We start from the raw sequence: 15,021 nt of genomic DNA, 5'->3' as shown, positions 1-15,021 counted from the left end.
CGCGCCTGGCTTGCGGCTCGGCCAAAACACGCGCGCCTCCCATTGCACTTCTGCTCTTCTCGTTACTGGTGCGCGCTGGCTGGTCGCGAGCGCGGTGCATGTGGCATCTGCATTCGGCAACAACGGCGTCGGCATTGATTTCCGAGACGTCTCCAGTCGGCTACAAGCTGACAGTCGAAGCTTCGCCAGGCATTTCGCCCTCCTCAGCCGCTGGCAGCCGCACGGTGAACTGAGAGCCCTTGCCCACGCCCCCGCTCCGCGCCTTAAGTGTGCCGCCGTGGAGGGCGACCAGTCGCTGGGCAAGGGGGAGGCCCAGGCCGATGCCGCCTTTACTGCGAGCCGCGTGGGTGTCCATCTGTGTGAACATGGAAAAGATCAGCTCCACATCTTCCGGTGCGATCCCGATTCCGTTGTCAATCACCTGGACGGAAACCCATTGCTTGTTACGCCTTGCACGCACGCTGATGTTTCCGCCCGGGTCCGTGTACTTGGCGGCGTTGTTGATCAGGTTCGAGAATACCTGGGACAGGCGGGTGCGATCGCCCAGGACCAGCAGGGGCTGATCGGGAAGGTCCATTTGTACGTGATGGCCTTTCTCGGCAACCAGTGCTTCGCTGGTGGACAGCGCGTCATCCAGCACCTCTTGTAGCGCCAGCACTTGTTTGTTCAGTTTTATCTTGCCCTGGGTAACACGCGAGACTTCCATCAGCTCATCGATCAGCGTGGTCATGTTCGCGACCTGCCGCTCCATTCTTTCGAGGATCTTTTGTTTTGCCGCTTCGTCCTTGAGGTGTTGCAACAATTCCACACCGTTGCGAATCGGTGAGAGCGGGTTGCGGAGTTCGTGAGCGAGCGTAGCCAGAAATTCGTTGCGGTAGCGATCCTGTTGTTCAAGGTTCTGCACGTTGTCCCGGAGCTTCTGTTGGGTTTCGAGGACGTAGGACATGAACAGACGGTCAAAGCGCTCGGCCATCTCGACGTCGTCCTGGTCCCAGCGCTTGCTGCGTCCGGTGACTTCACGCACATGGACCTCGAACGAAGATCTCGGCATTAACCGCTCGCGCTTGGACGCGGCAGCGGATTTTTCGCCGGGGGCGCCAACCCATGTTTGCCTTAGTTTTACCTCATCGCGAAACCAGGCGGTAAAGGAGTCCTGCTGGGCGGCAAGCGGCACCATGAGCACACCCCGCACGCCCCGCAACCCCTCCTCGTCCGGCAACAGCTCTTCGATGTTTGAGGTGACCAGCGGCTCCGCCCCTTTGGCCTCTGCCTTCCGGTTGATGGCCAGCATGGTGTCAACTTCGGGTGTTGTACCAAGGGTCACGATCTCGGGACCGGAGAGGAACACAAATCCGTCGGCGCCCATGAGATCCAGAATTTCAGCCTCGTTCTGGCGGAACATTTCCGTGACGGAATGCTGGCCGGAAAATCTGCGCAGCATCCGGGTGATCGCAGAGTCGGCCTTCCTTCTCTTGCGATGAAAAATTTCCTGTTCCTTGGCGTACAGGTGCCAGCTAAACACCTGGCTCAGGTTCTCGCATTCGAGGCGGACATGCTGGGGGATATACCGCTCCTCGCGGTGATGACAGGAAATGATGCCCCAAAGTTGCTCGTGGGTGACCAGGGAGAAGGACATGGAAGCCTTCAAGCCCTGATTGCGTATATATTGCCGATGAATCGGCGAAAAGCTGCGCAGCACAGAATAGGTCATGTCCAGTGGCTCGCGGCCGCTGTCCTTGACGCTCGGTATGAGACGGGCGGGTTCCAGTTCCACATTCGGAGTGAGGCGAACCCAGCTCTTCCGGTAAAGCTCCCGGGCCTGGGCCGGTATGTCGGAAGCCGGGTAATAGAGATCGAGGTAGGAATCCATATTCTCGTCTTTCGCCTCGGCGATCACTTTGCCCGAGTCATCCTCCAGGAATTTATAGAGGACTACCCGGTCCATGCGGGTGAGGTCCCGAATGATGTCCACTATGTCCTGTGCCGTTTCTTCCAGGTTTTTCGCGCTCTCGTATTTCGGCGCAATGGAAGCGACATACAACCGATCGTATTCCTGGATGGAAAAGGTGTCCCGGAACCGGGCCGTAGGCTCCAGTTCGATGACAAAGCGGTCGTGGCTGTCGTATACGACAGCATCGAAGTCCATGCGCTGTTCTTCTCGCACGCTGCATTCCTTGAAACGGACACGCACCGGAAGCCGTGTGGAGCGGGCCTTCGCACGCTCATAGGTCGCAACCATGCGGTTGCGCATGCTCGCGTCTCCATCCAGCAAGTCGAAGAACGCCTGCCCCAGAATCGAGGTACCCGCGACGAGCAACTCGCTCACATTCTCACTGACGATTTCGATGGTGCCCTGTTTGGGGTGCAGCGCGAACAGGTAGCCATCGCTCTGAATGGTTTCAGGGATGTGAATCGGCTCGTCTTCACAGTGGTCGAAGTCCAGGCTGTCGAGATCAAGGGCCATGGCCTATCCCGTAGTGGTATCGGTGGTCGTATCGATGGAATGGTGAAGGCAGTCGAACATCTGCCGCGCCGAGGCCATCACCCGGCGCTCCCGCGCGCCGTCGAGGTTCATGAGAGCTTCCTGACGGAAGCGGTTCCATAACTCCTTGCCATTGCGCGCCAGCAGTCGCAGGTGCTGCCGGGGAAGGGAATTGTCGACGGGAAACTGGAGCATGTAGCGAGCGCCATGGCTGGAGCCGAGCAGTAGATAGAAGAAGGCAATTTCATCGAACCTGAGCCTCAGGGTCGCGTCTCCGGGAACAGCGGTGGAGTCTGCGCGCAACGCGGCCCGGTAATCAGCGAGGAACTGGTGGTAGGCATCCGGCAGATCCCGCGACTTCGGCTCCGCCTGCTGCCAGAATCTACTGAGATCGGCCAGGATGGTTGCATAGTCCGCCCGGCTGAGATTGCCCCTGGCGTAAGCTCGCATACGCGGGTGGCGCTCCAGCCGATGGTGGGAATCGCTTGTATAGGCTCTCAGGCGCGTTCTGAAGTCAGCACCCCGCATTGGTCAATCACATCCGTTAGGGAAACAGGAGCGTTCTGATTTCCGCTCGCGACTAACCTTTCCTGGATGCAAATTCCGGGCAGCTCTGGGTGCGCAGTGGGATTGCCGCGCGTGTGCGCAAATCCTTTACGTGGCTCGGAGCAGTTGGGCACTTGACTGCCGTGCCGAACGTCCTTGTCCGATCTAACGGGCCTGCAAGTGGTCAGGCGGGAGTATCAGGGTACGGTGATCCAAAGCCCCTTGGCCAGTGCCACCACACCGCCACCGGGTGCCAGAATGGCGGTCCCCACGGTGTGTTTGCGCCCCTGGCTGTGCTCGGGCCAGCCGATCACTACGCACTGGTCACCGACCCGGATGGAGCCGGTGATGGAAGCGGTCATGCGGCCGAGCAATGCGCGCTGCTGCGCTTTTCCCACGAACGCTGCGAAGTAGCCCGGGCAATCCAGAGCAGCCCAGATGAACTCCGGCTTCACGACGCCCGTCTCATCCCCGAGACTTTCGTCCGGTTGCCAGGGCGCGGCCACTCCATCACCGCTGGGGCCGGAGAAGATTCGCAGGCCGTCCCCCTCCTGCCGGTCGGTTCCGCAGACGAAGCAGCGCGGGAAATGATGAAATTCGAAACCGGGGAATCGCTCTGCAGCCTGCACTGCTTCGTCCCAACCGACCGTTTGCGGCGGTTCCAGCGCCAGTTCGACGGGGCGCGCTTCGGCCACCAGCGCCTCGCCGTCCATGAGCCTGAATCCGGAGTTTTCGGCGGCCACCTGAAGCGGCTTGTTCAACGGCGGCGGTTTGCGCAGGGTGACTTCTGCGGGCCCTTCAATGAATCCGGCCAGAAGGCCAGCGGTGTAGCCGCCGTTGCCGCTGCCGGGCGGGCCACAGAAGCGACCCTCAATAACCAACTCTTTCAAATCGACCTCTCATTCCTGAACAACACGGTTGCGGACTGCAAGGGAGCCCGCGCTGAAGGCGCCTGAATGTACCACAAGGGGCTGTTTGGCTCATGTTTTCAGCGGCAGGCGCAGGCGCGCTTCGAATCCGCTTGTCTTGTTGTTGGCTGTGGTGTTGACCAGTTCCAGCGACCCACCAAAACGGGTTGCGATGGTGTCCACAATGGCCAGGCCCAAACCGCTGCTGCCCGGCTGCAAATGAATAAAGCGGCCCGTCAACTCCTGCAACTGCTCAGCGGCGACACCCGGGCCCTGGTCGCGCACGGCCCACAGGCAGTAGTCCCCTTCCCGCCGAGAAGTGAGAAAGAGCTGCGCCCCCTTGGGCGAATGGCGGATGGCGTTGTCCAGCAGGTTACGCAAGGCCGTGGTGGCCAGTGCGGCGGGCGCATCGATAACCTCTTCGCAAGCTGCATCGAAATCAAGGTGCAGGTCCTTTTCCTCCACCCTGGGCGACAGGTCCATCAGTGCAGTGGAGCTGATCTCGTCGCCCGTGCTGCGAGTCGCGCCCTCGAAGGCCGCCTCCCCTTCCAGTCTTGCCAGCAGGAGTAGCTGCTCAAGAGTTGACTGCAGGCGGTTTACGGCTTGCTCCGCGTGCTCGAGGGATTGGTGATTGGCGTCGCCGGTGGTGATTTTGGCCACCTGCAACTGGGTTTTGATGGCGGTGAGCGGCGTGCGCAACTCGTGGGCGGCATCACCCGTAAAGCGTCGCTCCCGCTGCATCGCTTGCTGCACCCGCAGCAACAGCCGATTGATCTCGTCCACCAGGGGCTTCACTTCTGCCGGCGTGCCGCTCCAGTCCAGGGGCGAAGGATCGTGGAGATCCCGCTGCGCCACGGTAGCCGTCAAACGGCGCAGGGGCAGGAAGGCGCGCTGGATGCCAAAGCCGATGGCCACGAGTGTGCCCAGCAGAGCCACCACAAACGGCAGGGCCGCGGCCAACACTACGGTCCTCATCAGGGAGGCGCGGGTGCTGAGGCGGTCGGCCGTGGTGATGCGGAAATTGTTGATGGTGGCCGTGTACACGCGCCAGCGCTGGCCCTCTACTTCCCGGGTGGAATAACCGGCGGGCGCCGCGTCCAGGACCTCCCCCGGCGCGCCCTGGGAAAGCGCCACCAGTTCCCCGCGTAGAGTGCTGATGCGGCAGGCGAGATTGGCGGGGAAGTTCGGACTGGCCACGGCCTCCTGGAGTGCCGAGGCCTCCCCTTCCTCCGGGGAGGTCAGGATCTGTTGCCGTGCCGCCAGGGAGGCGACCATTTCAGCGGAGGCCGCGAGACGGTTATCCAGGCTTTTTTCCACCTGGCTGCGCACGCCGTACAACAGCCAGGGGGCCAGTAATAACCAGAGTCCCGTCAGTGACAGGCCAATGACCCACATGAGCCGTGAGCGCAGCGTCGCTTTCCGATCCGTGTTGCCGCTCATTCGTTCGGCCCTTCATCGGCCCGCAGGCGGTAGCCGAGGCCCCGGACCGTCTCGATCAATTCCCCGCCCAGCTTGCGGCGCAGGTTATGGACATGCACGGCGACCGCGTTGCTCTCCACTCCCTCGGTCCAGCCGTACACGTGGTCCTGCAACTGACCGGGAGCAAGGATCCGGCCCGGCTGCTGCAGCAAGGCTTGCAGGACGGCCAGCTCCCGACGGGACAAACTGACGGGCTTGCCATGCACCCGTACTTCGTTGCTGCGCGGGTCAAACATGAGCGGGCCCATTTCCAGCACATTGTGACTGCGGCCTCCGGCACGTCGGACCAGCGAATGCAGGCGCGCCGCCAGTTCACTGAGGTCGAAGGGCTTGGTGAGATAGTCATCGGCACCCGCATCGAGGCCCTGAACCCGCTCGGGAATGGCATCCCGCGCTGTGAGTACGAGAACCGGCACATGCCGGCCCTGGCGGCGCCACTGTTGGAGCACAGCCAGACCGTCGCGATCCGGAAGGCCCAGATCCAGCACCACCACGTCGAAATCCACCATCCTGAGCGCGGACTCTGCGTCATTTGCCGACTGTACCCAGTCGCAGGTCTCGCCCATGGCCTCCAGGCCGCGTTTGATCCCGTCCCCGACCAGGGCGTCGTCTTCGACTATCAATGCGTGCATGCTTACCTCGTTTTTCGGGCTCTCGCCAACCGCCTGTGCGCGTTCAGGCGCCAACCTACTCTGTGTTGTTCCCATTAAGACAGCGTTAACCTCCACTTAATCTGCCACTTCCAGACTGTACACTTCTCTCGGGCCGTCCGGCCCCTGGAACGATCAACAGACCGTGGAGGTGCACAGAGTGGCATTTACGGCTGGCCCTCTGGCGCTCTCGCTGGAGCGCCTTTTTTTCTTCATCGCCTTTGGCGTGGCCCTGCTGGTGGGCTGGCTGGCGGGGCGTCGCGAGCGCATTCCGGTGGAGCCGGTGCTGACCCGCATGCTGCTGACCGGCTTTGTGACGGCGCGGCTCGCCTTCGTGCTCATGTACCTTGAGGACTATTTGCGCCAGCCGCTCAGTATCATCGATATCCGCGATGGCGGCTTCTTCTACGAAGTGGGCATTGCGGTGGCAGCGGGCATAGGGGCCTTTCACGGCTGGCGCCAGCAGCGCCTGCGCAAGCCCCTGGGCGCGGCGGTCAGCGCCGGCCTTCTGGTCTGGGCCATCAGTGCCGGCAGCCTCGGACTCATGCAGGCTGTGCAGCCCCAATTACCGGACCTGCCTCTTACGGACCTTAACGGCGACCCCGCTCCCCTCGACGCGCTGAAGGGCAAACCTGTGGTGGTGAACCTCTGGGCCACCTGGTGCCCACCCTGCCGCGCGGAGATGCCCATTTTTGCCGAAGCCCAGCAGCGGGAAGAGGATATCGAGTTTGTGTTCATCAATCAGGGTGAACACAGCGAGACGGTGCAGGGCTTCCTGAGCGAGGAAGATCTGGACCTGCGCAATGTGCTGCTGGACTTCCGCTCCGCCAGCATGCCTCAACTGGGAGCTCAGGCCCTACCCACCACCTTTTTCTTCGACGCGCGTGGCGTGTTGGTCGACACCCATCTGGGCGCGTTGTCCACCGCTACCCTGAAGCAGCGTCTCAAACACCTTCAAGACGAACGAATTCAAGACTGGGAGCCTTATCCATGACTCTGACAAAAAGCATGACTGTGAAGCTCGGCATCGGCGCCGTTGCCCTCTCAACCCTCGCCATTGGTTTGGCGGCGCAGCAGTACCCCGCGCCCATCGCTCAACTGGAAGCTGATGGCGTGGAGATCGCCGATTCCTTCGAAGCGCCCGGTGGCCTGAAAGGCTACGTCGGCATTTACAACGGGCGCCCGATGGAAATCTACCTGACCCCGGATGGTGACCATGCGCTGGTCGGCACCATGGTCAACGCCCAGGGAGAGGCGGTCGCGCGGGACAAACTGGCCCGGGCGTCAGCGAGTGGCCTGGACTGGAGCAGCTTCGCGGACACCCACTGGATTGCGGAAGGTGATCTGAATGCGGAGAAGGTCGTTTACGTGTTCACCGATCCCAACTGCCCCTTCTGCGCCAAGTTCTGGGAGGCGGCCCAGCCGCATCTGAAGAAAGGTGGCGTCCAGCTCCGACACATCATGGTTGGTATGCTGCGTGAAGACAGCCCCGCCAAGGCGGCCACCTTTCTCGCGGCCGAGGACCCGGCGGCTGCCCTCGCCAAGCACGAAAGCACGATGCAACAGGGCGGCGTGCCGGCTGACCCTGCCGTGCCGGAACGCTTCCTGAAGGAAGTGCAGGAAAACACCCGCTTCATGCAAGACCTCGGAATCCGCGCGACCCCAACCGTGGTATTCAAAGACACCAATGGTCAGCTGCAGCAGATTCAGGGGCTGCCCAGCGAATCTTTGATGGAGACGCAGATCTTCGTGCGATGATGAGGGATTATTCACTGGGGAGAACAAGATGAAACAGTTTTTAGGGATTGCAATTATGGTCTGCGCAATAATATCAGCCGCAATGACGTTCGCGCAAAAGCCCGCACAGAGTGCGCGGCAGGGACCGGCGATCAGTTACGGTAAGGTTCAGGAAATGTCCGACGGTGCGATACCGCTGAATCCGGAACACAGCTACAATCTGATCTTCAACATCAGCCAGGGCGGCCAGACGCCCGCCGAACTGATCCCGGGCGTGGTGCGCGCGGCACGTTTTCTGAATCTGGCGGAGGTTGCCGGAGTGCCGAAGGAGAACGTGCAACTGGCCGTGGTCATCCACGGGCCCGCAACCCGCAGCGTACTCAAACAAGGCAATTTTGAAGAGCGTTTCGAGGGCCGGAACCAGAATCTGGATCTGTTTGCCGAGTTGCGCAAGGCCGGCGTTGAGATCTTTGTATGCGGGCAGGCTCTCGCCCATATGCAACTCGACCCGGACTGGGTGACGGATGACGTGGAAGTCGCCACGGCTGCGCTTACCGTCATCGCGGAGTACCAGTTGCGTGGCTACCACGTGGTGCCCTGAGGCCCCTCACCTCCGCCTCAATTCGCCGGCACCGGGACAAAATCGTTCACGGTGCCGGCGATGTGGTTGAAATAGTTATTGAAGATGTTGATGGCCACGTGCCCGATCACTTCCATCAGTTCCTCGTAAGTAAAACCCTCTCCGAGCAGGCGTTGCAGGTGTTCCGGGGGCACATGGCCCCGCCGTTCGACGATCTCTACCGCGAAATCAAGCAAGGCCTGAACCCGCCCTTCACTGGCCCTCCCCCGCAGGTTCAGCGCGGCCTCCTCCCGTGAAACCCCCGCTCTGCGCGCCATGGCTGTATGGGCTGAGGCACAATAGTCACAGCGATTCGCACCTGCCACCGCCAGGGCGATCTGTTCTGACACTGCCACCCCGAGACACCCGTCGCGCAGCCCACCACTGAAGGACAGATAGGCCTTCACGAGGGCCGGCGAATGCGCCATGGTGAGCAGGAAGTTGGGCACGTCGCCAAGGTTCTTTTTCAGTTCCTTGACGGTTGCAGCCGCTTGCGGCGAGGACTGTGGATCGACGGGCGGGATGACAGCTTGCATAATCACACTCCTTGGGCTCAGAAAGTATACTGATCTGTATAGCTCACTGAACCAATGTATACTGATCTGTATACTTTCGTCAATCGCTGCGCGTATGGGCGGGCGGTGGACAGCTTCGCAAACTCCGCTGAGGAAGGAGCAGCACATGGGCACAGCCAAAGTCAGCAAGCGCGATCAGCTGATCGACACCGCTTCGCGACTGTTTGCCGCGCAGGGCTACCGGGGCACCGGCATCGACCAGATTGCCGAGGAAGCCACGGTCACCAAAAAGACCATGTACCACCACTTTGGCTCCAAGGATGAGCTGATCCTGGCGGTGCTCGAGAACTATCAGGGGCAATACCTTGCGGGATTCCGGGAGCAGATCGAAGCCCGAACCGAGGATCCTCGTGAGCGCTTGCTGGGCATCTTCGACGTGGCCGGACAATGGTTTGCAGAGCGGGATTTTCGTGGTTGCATGGTGATCAACGCTGTTGCGGAATGCGCTACCGCGGATGCCCGGGCGCGGCAGCTCAGCCGTCAATTCAAGGCCACCGAGCGCGGCTATATCGAACACCTGGCCCGAAAAGCCGGCGTACCGGACCCGGCTGCCCTGGCGGACGCCTTGGCGCTGCTGCTGGAGGGGGCTATTGTTACAGCACAGATTTCCGGGCAAAACGAAAGCGCCCAGATCGCAAGACGGAGCGCCGAATGTTTGCTCGATTGTGCTCTGGCAGGCCGCTGACAAAGCCCGTCGGGCCGGACATGGGTGTTCGGCCCTGTAAGGAGAAACACCTCATCGTTCAAGTCGAGGCCGGGTCCAAGGCGGTCTCCACCGGCACTTCAGACGTTGGGGGTTGCGCCGGCCCGCTGTTCAAAGCGCCCTCTTCCGCGCAGGCCCGGGCGAAAGTCTCCATGAAATCGGTGGCCATTCGGGGCAGGTTGCTCCAGCGGCGAAGCGCCCAGCCGAAAACCACCGGTGGCAGACCAACGATGTCCAGCGCCCGAACCCGATCCCGTGCCGCCAGGCGTTGCGCATGGATGGCCGGCGTGATGGCGTAGCCGAGCCCCATCCCCACAAACAGAATGGCAGTGTCCCAATCGTCCACCTGTGCGGAGGATTGCAGGCGGACACCTTCTTTTGACAGCGCTTCTTCCAGCTGGGCCTGGGAGGTTGAGCTTTCCTTCAGGCGAATAAAGGACAAGGCGTTCAGGTCTCCTGTAGTGATGCTTCCCACGCGGCCAAGGGGGTCGTCTTCCGGTACCACCAGGACCCACGGTACTGTCAGTGCCGGATGTTGTTCCAGACCGCGCACCGGAGCACCGATGGTGACAAAAGCGAGATCCGCCTTTTCGTTGCGGAGCGCCTCGATGCAACGCTGATGGGAGTTGGCCGAATGAAACAGCAGCTCCACCCGCGGCCAGGCGCTGCGAAAGCGAGCCACCGTGTCCTTCATCAGGTGGCGGACTGTGGTACCTCCCGTGCAGATGCTCAGGCGCCCCGCATCCCCTGCCCGCAGGCGCTGGACGCCCCGCACACCAAATTCGATGGCCTCCAGAGCCTCGAGCGCATGTTCGTAGAAGATGCGGCCCGCCTGGGTCAGGGCCACGCCGCGGGGACGACGCTCCAGCAGGCTGCTGCCCAATTCCTTTTCGAGCCGCACGATGTGCTGGCTCACCGCGGGTTGCGTGCAACCCAGGTTACGTGCCACTGCACTGAGGTTTTCCGCCTGGGCAGCAGCAACAAAAACTTCCAGATCATCCAGTGTCATTTGAAGATCCCTGTGCTCGTTATAAGGCTTTACTTTTATATTCTAAACAAACCCTAGAATTGACTAGGGGTACAAGCATGGCTCAATGTCCAGGCTTCGTCCATAACACTCAGCCACCCCGCAGGAGGAAGCGCCCATGGAAATCAATAAACCTTTTTCGGTCCCGGAGATCGTGCAGAGCAAAGGCCGCAGCAAGCTCGTGATGCTCACTGCCTACGACTACCCTACCGCCCAGTTATTGGACGCCCACTCTGATTTGCTGCTCGTGGGGGACACTCTGGGGTGTGTGGTCCAGGGCAGGGAGAACACCCTGGGAGTCACTCTCGAACACATGATCTACCACGGAGAAATGGTGGCCCGCGGCGCGCGCCATGCACTGGTGGTCGGGGACCTGCCCTTTGGCAGTTATCAACCAGGGCCCCAGGCGGCTCAGGAAGCAGCCATTCGCCTGATCAAAGAAGCTGGAGTCAGCGCGGTAAAACTGGAGGGCGGTGAGCGGAGTTGCCCGGCGATCGAGGCCATTGTTGCAGCGGGCATCCCGGTGGTGGGCCATATTGGTCTTACGCCCCAGTCCTTTCACGTATTCGGAGGCAACCGGGTCCAGGGCCGGACTGAGAAGGACGCGGAGCGCCTGGTGCGGGAAGCCCGGGCAGTGGAAGCTGCGGGGGCTTTTGCACTGATCCTTGAGGCGATCCCTGCCACCCTCGCGCGGCGCATTACCGACAGTACCGGCATACCCACCATCGGCATCGGCGCGGGGCCCCACTGCGATGGGCAGGTGCTGGTCACACCGGACATGATCGGGCTCAACATCAGTCCCGCTCCCATGAAGTACAACAAGGAGTACTGTACGGTGAGGGAGCTGATCGGGGAAGCGGCAAAACAGTTCGCCGCCGACGTCCGCGATGGCCAATTCCCCGACATCGCTCATAGTTACACCGTTAGTGCCACCGGTTGATTGGTGGCCCGGCCTTGCCCAGCCCCCTATTAGGATGGGCGAGCGCTATTCCCGCTGTTTTTTTGAGCACACGCGAACGATAAGCTAGATCCAATTCACATGAACAACAGGGCGATCACCGAGGTCACAGCTTCCTCATTTATACTGGCGACGCGAACAACAATGGAGTCAGGATATGAATGCCCCCTACCGGGTGATTGTGTGGACCACAGCCCTCCTGTGCTCCACGGCCACCATCGCCAACGCAGACACGGACAACTCCACAGAACCGGAACCGGCCCGCTCCGCCGAGGTTCGTGAAAACGGCGAGGCCGATGAGAACATCATGCGCCTGCTGGTGATCGACCCTTACGCCGAAATGCGGACCGGGCCAGGCCGCGGCTATCCGGTGTTCTATGCCGTGGAGCAAGGTGAGAGCATCGAAGTCATCACCCGCCGCCCCGGCTGGTTCGAAATTCGCTCACAAAATGGCCAGCGCGGCTGGACCACCACTGCTGAACTGTCCCGCACCATGCAGGCCTCCGGCGAGCCGGCGGACCTGCCGAGCGTCAGTTACGGCGACTATCTGGCCCGTAGCTGGCGGGCAGGGCTGAAGAGCGGGCGCTTTACTGGCGGCGAACTGGACGACTCGGATACCTTCAGTGCGACCGCCGGCTACCGACTTTATAGCTGGCTCGGCCTGGAACTGGAGTTGGGCAAGGTGTTCGGCAGCGATACCCGCGGCCAATTCTACGGATTCAATGCGTTTATCGAGCCTTTCAGCCATTGGCCGGTTTCCCCCTTTGTCACCGCAGGCCTGGGCACCATCGATATCGACTCCCAGCCGAAACTGGTACCCCTGGATATCGATTCATCGGATTACGAAACCTACAGCTTCGGCGGCCACTATTACCTGGGCCGAAACTTTGTGGTGCAGGGCAGCTACCGCTGGTTCCGGGTGGATGTGGAGGACAGCACCGAACGCCTGGAAAGCTGGAGTGTCGGCTTCAGTGCATTTTTCTGATATTTACCGCAACCGATAACCGGCATTACATTTGGGGACAGCATGAAACGAACAAGGCAACAGAAGAATGCATTCCGGCACGGCCTGGCGAGTCGCGGGGCCCTCTGCGCCTGCACTCTTCTACTGGCCACCGGCGCGGCCGCCCAGGAAACCGACCTCAGCGACCTGGACAACGAGGTGTTCACACTTGGTGTGTTTACCGGGGTCATGAACATCGGTGATTTTGGCAGCGAATGGGTGCTGGGCGTTTCGGCAAGCTTTCAGGCCAGTGAGAACTTTTTCCTTCAGTACAACTATCTCGAAACCGACGCCGATGTCTCGTCCTTCGAGAAAAGCCAGGGGCGCTACTTCAGTGGCTCCGACCGCAGCTTTGTGCACTATGACCTGCTGGTAGGCTACAAGCTGTTCCAGGCGGAGGTCTACCCGACCCGCGGCAGCGCGAACCTTTCGTCACTTTATCTGGTGGGAGGCGTGGGAGATACCCGCTTCGGCGACGAGGAGAGCTTCACCTTCACCTACGGGCTTGGCTACGAAGTGGCCATGACCCGCCGCGTCATTTTAAACGTGGATTACCGCAACTATCTCTATGAGACCAGCCTGATACGGGGTGAGGAAGAAACCACGCAGAACACGCAGTTTTCGGTGGGTGTAAGTTACCTGTTCTAGGTTGATTGCAATCGCCGGCTGCTCGACCACCAACAGCCTGGCAGGCCCTTAGAACAATGCGTTGATTCCGATCCTGAACTCGGTATTCAGAGTCTGCTTATTGTCCCCGAGGAAGTCCCGCTCGAAAAGGTGCTCGCGAAAGTCCACGTTGGCGGTCATCCAGTCGGTGAATACCAGCCGGTAGCTCAGGCCGAACGTCCATCCCCACTCGTCGTTGCCCGCAAAGCTCACCCGATCAGGTCCGAGCATCACATAGATGTCCGAATTGAAGCGGTTTGACGAGCCGAAGAAGGAGCGCCCGTTAACGATGCGGTAGGCGCCTGTTACTGCGATACTTTCGAAGTCCCGATCGTCGCTGGCAAGGAACTGGCGCTGACTGGTTTCGAATGCTGCGCGATCCACGCTGGCCTTGCCGTAATTGACCTGCACCATCCAGTCCGGCAGCAGGTGATAGCTCAATTCGATTCCGGCCATGGCATCGGTTCCGAAATCCTCCACGGATAGCGTCCCCGCATACAGCCCAAGCTCGAAACGTTCATCGTCGATCGCAGCTAATTTCACACCCCGGGGCGGTTCCGGTTCGAGGATGCGGACCTGCGACTCATTCCCCTGCTCTTGGGCAAGCACTGAACCAGCCGCGGCAAGCCCCAGGAGCGTAGCAACGATGTGAAAAGAAGCCTTTGACGTCATTATCCGATCTCGTTTGTTCTTCGACGCAAATCCAGGAGCCAATGAACACCTGGCGTTAAAAAAGTTCGCAGCCGGCACTTTACTACACCCATTGATTTTTTGCAGGCGACGTGGGATCGGACAAATAGCGACCGATTTCACAGTCCGGCGCCAAATGCGGAGTTGGGAAAACGCCGGCGCTATGGAAGTTTTTGAACTTTTCGTGGTCACACGGGTGCGCAAGCCGTTTTGAGCAGTGCACTCTCATCAATGTGTGATCAAGATTCGAGTTTGAGAATTCTCTCAAACGTCACTGTCGTGTCTTCATTTATAGTAAGCCAACAGTTCCGGAGCACTATGTTGCTATCAAGGAATACAGAATCAATTGGGGCACTACCATCAATGTCGGACTTTACGCGAACAGCTGGGCGCATCGTGTGTGCGCTGGCTTGCATTTCCTTTGCGAGCTGGAGCACGGCTGCACCGGTCACAAGCCCGGGCACCGAAGGCGAGAAAAACATCGAGTTTGGTGCGGAGGAAGTAAAAAGTGCGACCCAATCCGCCATGGAGGAGGTCCAGGCGATCTCCAAGGGCATTCAGACCCTCAAATCCCAGGTCGTTGATCTGAACAAGGACCTGCGGCTGATGGAGGAAAAGATCCTCTTTCCTTCCGCCACCAAGTATTCGGTCTTCGTATCCATGGCCGCCGGGCATTTTTTCGACCTGGAAAGCATCAAATTCAAGCTCGATGGAAAGCTGGTCACCAGCCATGTCTACTCGGAAAAGCAGAGGGAGGCTTTGGTGCGCGGCGGAGTCCACCGGCTATATGTCACAAATCTCAGTGAAGGCCAGCACACCGTCACAGTTTTCTTCACCGGACTGGGTTCCAATGAACGCCCCTATAAACGGGCGGTATCCCTCGACTTCGACAAGGGCCCCGGAAGTGGCTATCTGGAGATTGCCATCAGTGACGACCCCGCAACCCAGGAGCCGGTTTTTGAGCTGAAACAATGGTGA

16 protein-coding genes are annotated in these 15,021 nt (G+C 60.3%); 8 read left to right on the top strand and 8 right to left on the bottom strand.

Going from position 1 to position 15,021, the window contains the following annotated elements; translation table 11 throughout:
* Positions 1–160 precede the first annotated feature (160 nt).
* The 5 genes from ACURWW_RS15355 to ACURWW_RS15335 all read right to left on the bottom strand — a co-directional run bounded on the left by ACURWW_RS15355 (position 161) and on the right by ACURWW_RS15335 (position 6,047).
* Entirely contained in the window at positions 161–2,464 is a 2,304-nt protein-coding gene (locus ACURWW_RS15355; protein WP_445617714.1) for an ATP-binding protein, read from the bottom strand.
* A gap of 3 nt (positions 2,465–2,467) precedes the next feature.
* The gene (locus ACURWW_RS15350) at positions 2,468–2,932 is read right to left on the bottom strand and encodes a hypothetical protein (RefSeq protein ID WP_445617713.1); all 465 of its coding nucleotides are present in this window, start codon (positions 2,930–2,932) and stop codon (positions 2,468–2,470) included.
* 293 nt (positions 2,933–3,225) lie between these two features.
* Positions 3,226–3,918 carry a hypothetical protein gene (locus tag ACURWW_RS15345; protein ID WP_445617712.1) on the bottom strand — a complete coding sequence of 231 codons (693 nt, stop codon included), beginning with the start codon at positions 3,916–3,918 and terminating at the stop codon, positions 3,226–3,228.
* A 90-nt stretch (positions 3,919–4,008) separates the two neighbouring features.
* Positions 4,009–5,376: an ATP-binding protein gene (locus tag ACURWW_RS15340; RefSeq protein ID WP_445617711.1), complete on the bottom strand. Its 1,368-nt coding sequence runs from the start codon at positions 5,374–5,376 to the stop codon at positions 4,009–4,011.
* Positions 5,373–6,047, bottom strand: a complete 675-nt coding sequence (locus tag ACURWW_RS15335; protein ID WP_445617710.1) for a response regulator — start codon at positions 6,045–6,047, stop codon at positions 5,373–5,375. The genes ACURWW_RS15340 and ACURWW_RS15335 overlap by 4 nt, the downstream gene beginning before the upstream one ends.
* A gap of 178 nt (positions 6,048–6,225) precedes the next feature.
* Between ACURWW_RS15335 and ACURWW_RS15330 the strand changes: the two genes are divergently transcribed.
* Genes ACURWW_RS15330 through ACURWW_RS15320 form a run of 3 tightly spaced genes read left to right on the top strand, consistent with a single transcriptional unit; the run spans position 6,226 to position 8,403 of the window.
* The gene (locus ACURWW_RS15330) at positions 6,226–7,059 is read left to right on the top strand and encodes a redoxin family protein (RefSeq protein ID WP_445617709.1); all 834 of its coding nucleotides are present in this window, start codon (positions 6,226–6,228) and stop codon (positions 7,057–7,059) included.
* Positions 7,056–7,823, top strand: a complete 768-nt coding sequence (dsbG, locus tag ACURWW_RS15325; RefSeq protein ID WP_445617708.1) for a thiol:disulfide interchange protein DsbG — start codon at positions 7,056–7,058, stop codon at positions 7,821–7,823. The genes ACURWW_RS15330 and dsbG overlap by 4 nt, the downstream gene beginning before the upstream one ends.
* Positions 7,824–7,851: 28 nt before the next feature.
* Positions 7,852–8,403, top strand: a complete 552-nt coding sequence (locus ACURWW_RS15320) for a DsrE family protein (protein WP_458618510.1) — start codon at positions 7,852–7,854, stop codon at positions 8,401–8,403.
* A 17-nt stretch (positions 8,404–8,420) separates the two neighbouring features.
* On the opposite strand, the gene ACURWW_RS15315 is transcribed toward ACURWW_RS15320, so the two are convergent.
* On the bottom strand, positions 8,421–8,957 hold the full coding sequence (locus ACURWW_RS15315; protein WP_445617706.1) for a carboxymuconolactone decarboxylase family protein: 537 nt from the start codon (positions 8,955–8,957) through the stop codon (positions 8,421–8,423).
* A gap of 145 nt (positions 8,958–9,102) precedes the next feature.
* Between ACURWW_RS15315 and ACURWW_RS15310 the strand changes: the two genes are divergently transcribed.
* Positions 9,103–9,681 (top strand): TetR/AcrR family transcriptional regulator, encoded by a 579-nt coding sequence (locus tag ACURWW_RS15310; protein WP_445617705.1) that lies wholly within the window; start codon positions 9,103–9,105, stop codon positions 9,679–9,681.
* Positions 9,682–9,739: 58 nt separating this feature from the next.
* Here the strand turns inward: ACURWW_RS15310 and ACURWW_RS15305 are convergent, their stop codons facing one another.
* Positions 9,740–10,708, bottom strand: a complete 969-nt coding sequence (locus ACURWW_RS15305) for a LysR family transcriptional regulator (protein WP_445617704.1) — start codon at positions 10,706–10,708, stop codon at positions 9,740–9,742.
* Positions 10,709–10,844: 136 nt separating this feature from the next.
* On the opposite strand from ACURWW_RS15305, the gene panB reads away from it, so the two are divergent.
* The 3 genes from panB to ACURWW_RS15290 all read left to right on the top strand — a co-directional run bounded on the left by panB (position 10,845) and on the right by ACURWW_RS15290 (position 13,335).
* Positions 10,845–11,666, top strand: a complete 822-nt coding sequence (gene panB / locus ACURWW_RS15300; RefSeq protein WP_445617703.1) for a 3-methyl-2-oxobutanoate hydroxymethyltransferase — start codon at positions 10,845–10,847, stop codon at positions 11,664–11,666.
* Between the two features lie 175 nt (positions 11,667–11,841).
* Positions 11,842–12,669: an SH3 domain-containing protein gene (locus ACURWW_RS15295; protein ID WP_445617702.1), complete on the top strand. Its 828-nt coding sequence runs from the start codon at positions 11,842–11,844 to the stop codon at positions 12,667–12,669.
* 42 nt (positions 12,670–12,711) lie between these two features.
* Positions 12,712–13,335: an outer membrane beta-barrel domain-containing protein gene (locus ACURWW_RS15290; RefSeq protein ID WP_445617701.1), complete on the top strand. Its 624-nt coding sequence runs from the start codon at positions 12,712–12,714 to the stop codon at positions 13,333–13,335.
* A 48-nt stretch (positions 13,336–13,383) separates the two neighbouring features.
* Here ACURWW_RS15290 and ACURWW_RS15285 read toward each other — a convergent pair whose 3' ends face one another.
* Positions 13,384–14,025, bottom strand: coding sequence for an outer membrane beta-barrel domain-containing protein (locus ACURWW_RS15285; protein WP_445617700.1), 642 nt, complete (start codon positions 14,023–14,025; stop codon positions 13,384–13,386).
* A 381-nt stretch (positions 14,026–14,406) separates the two neighbouring features.
* Here ACURWW_RS15285 and ACURWW_RS15280 point away from each other — a divergent pair, with 381 nt between their 5' ends.
* Positions 14,407–15,021: an AraC family transcriptional regulator gene (locus tag ACURWW_RS15280; protein WP_445617699.1), complete on the top strand. Its 615-nt coding sequence runs from the start codon at positions 14,407–14,409 to the stop codon at positions 15,019–15,021.

This window comes from Gilvimarinus sp. F26214L, assembly GCF_054401055.1.
The sequence above is the reverse complement of the archived record's forward strand: the minus strand, read 5'-3'. Positions and strand labels throughout refer to the sequence as shown.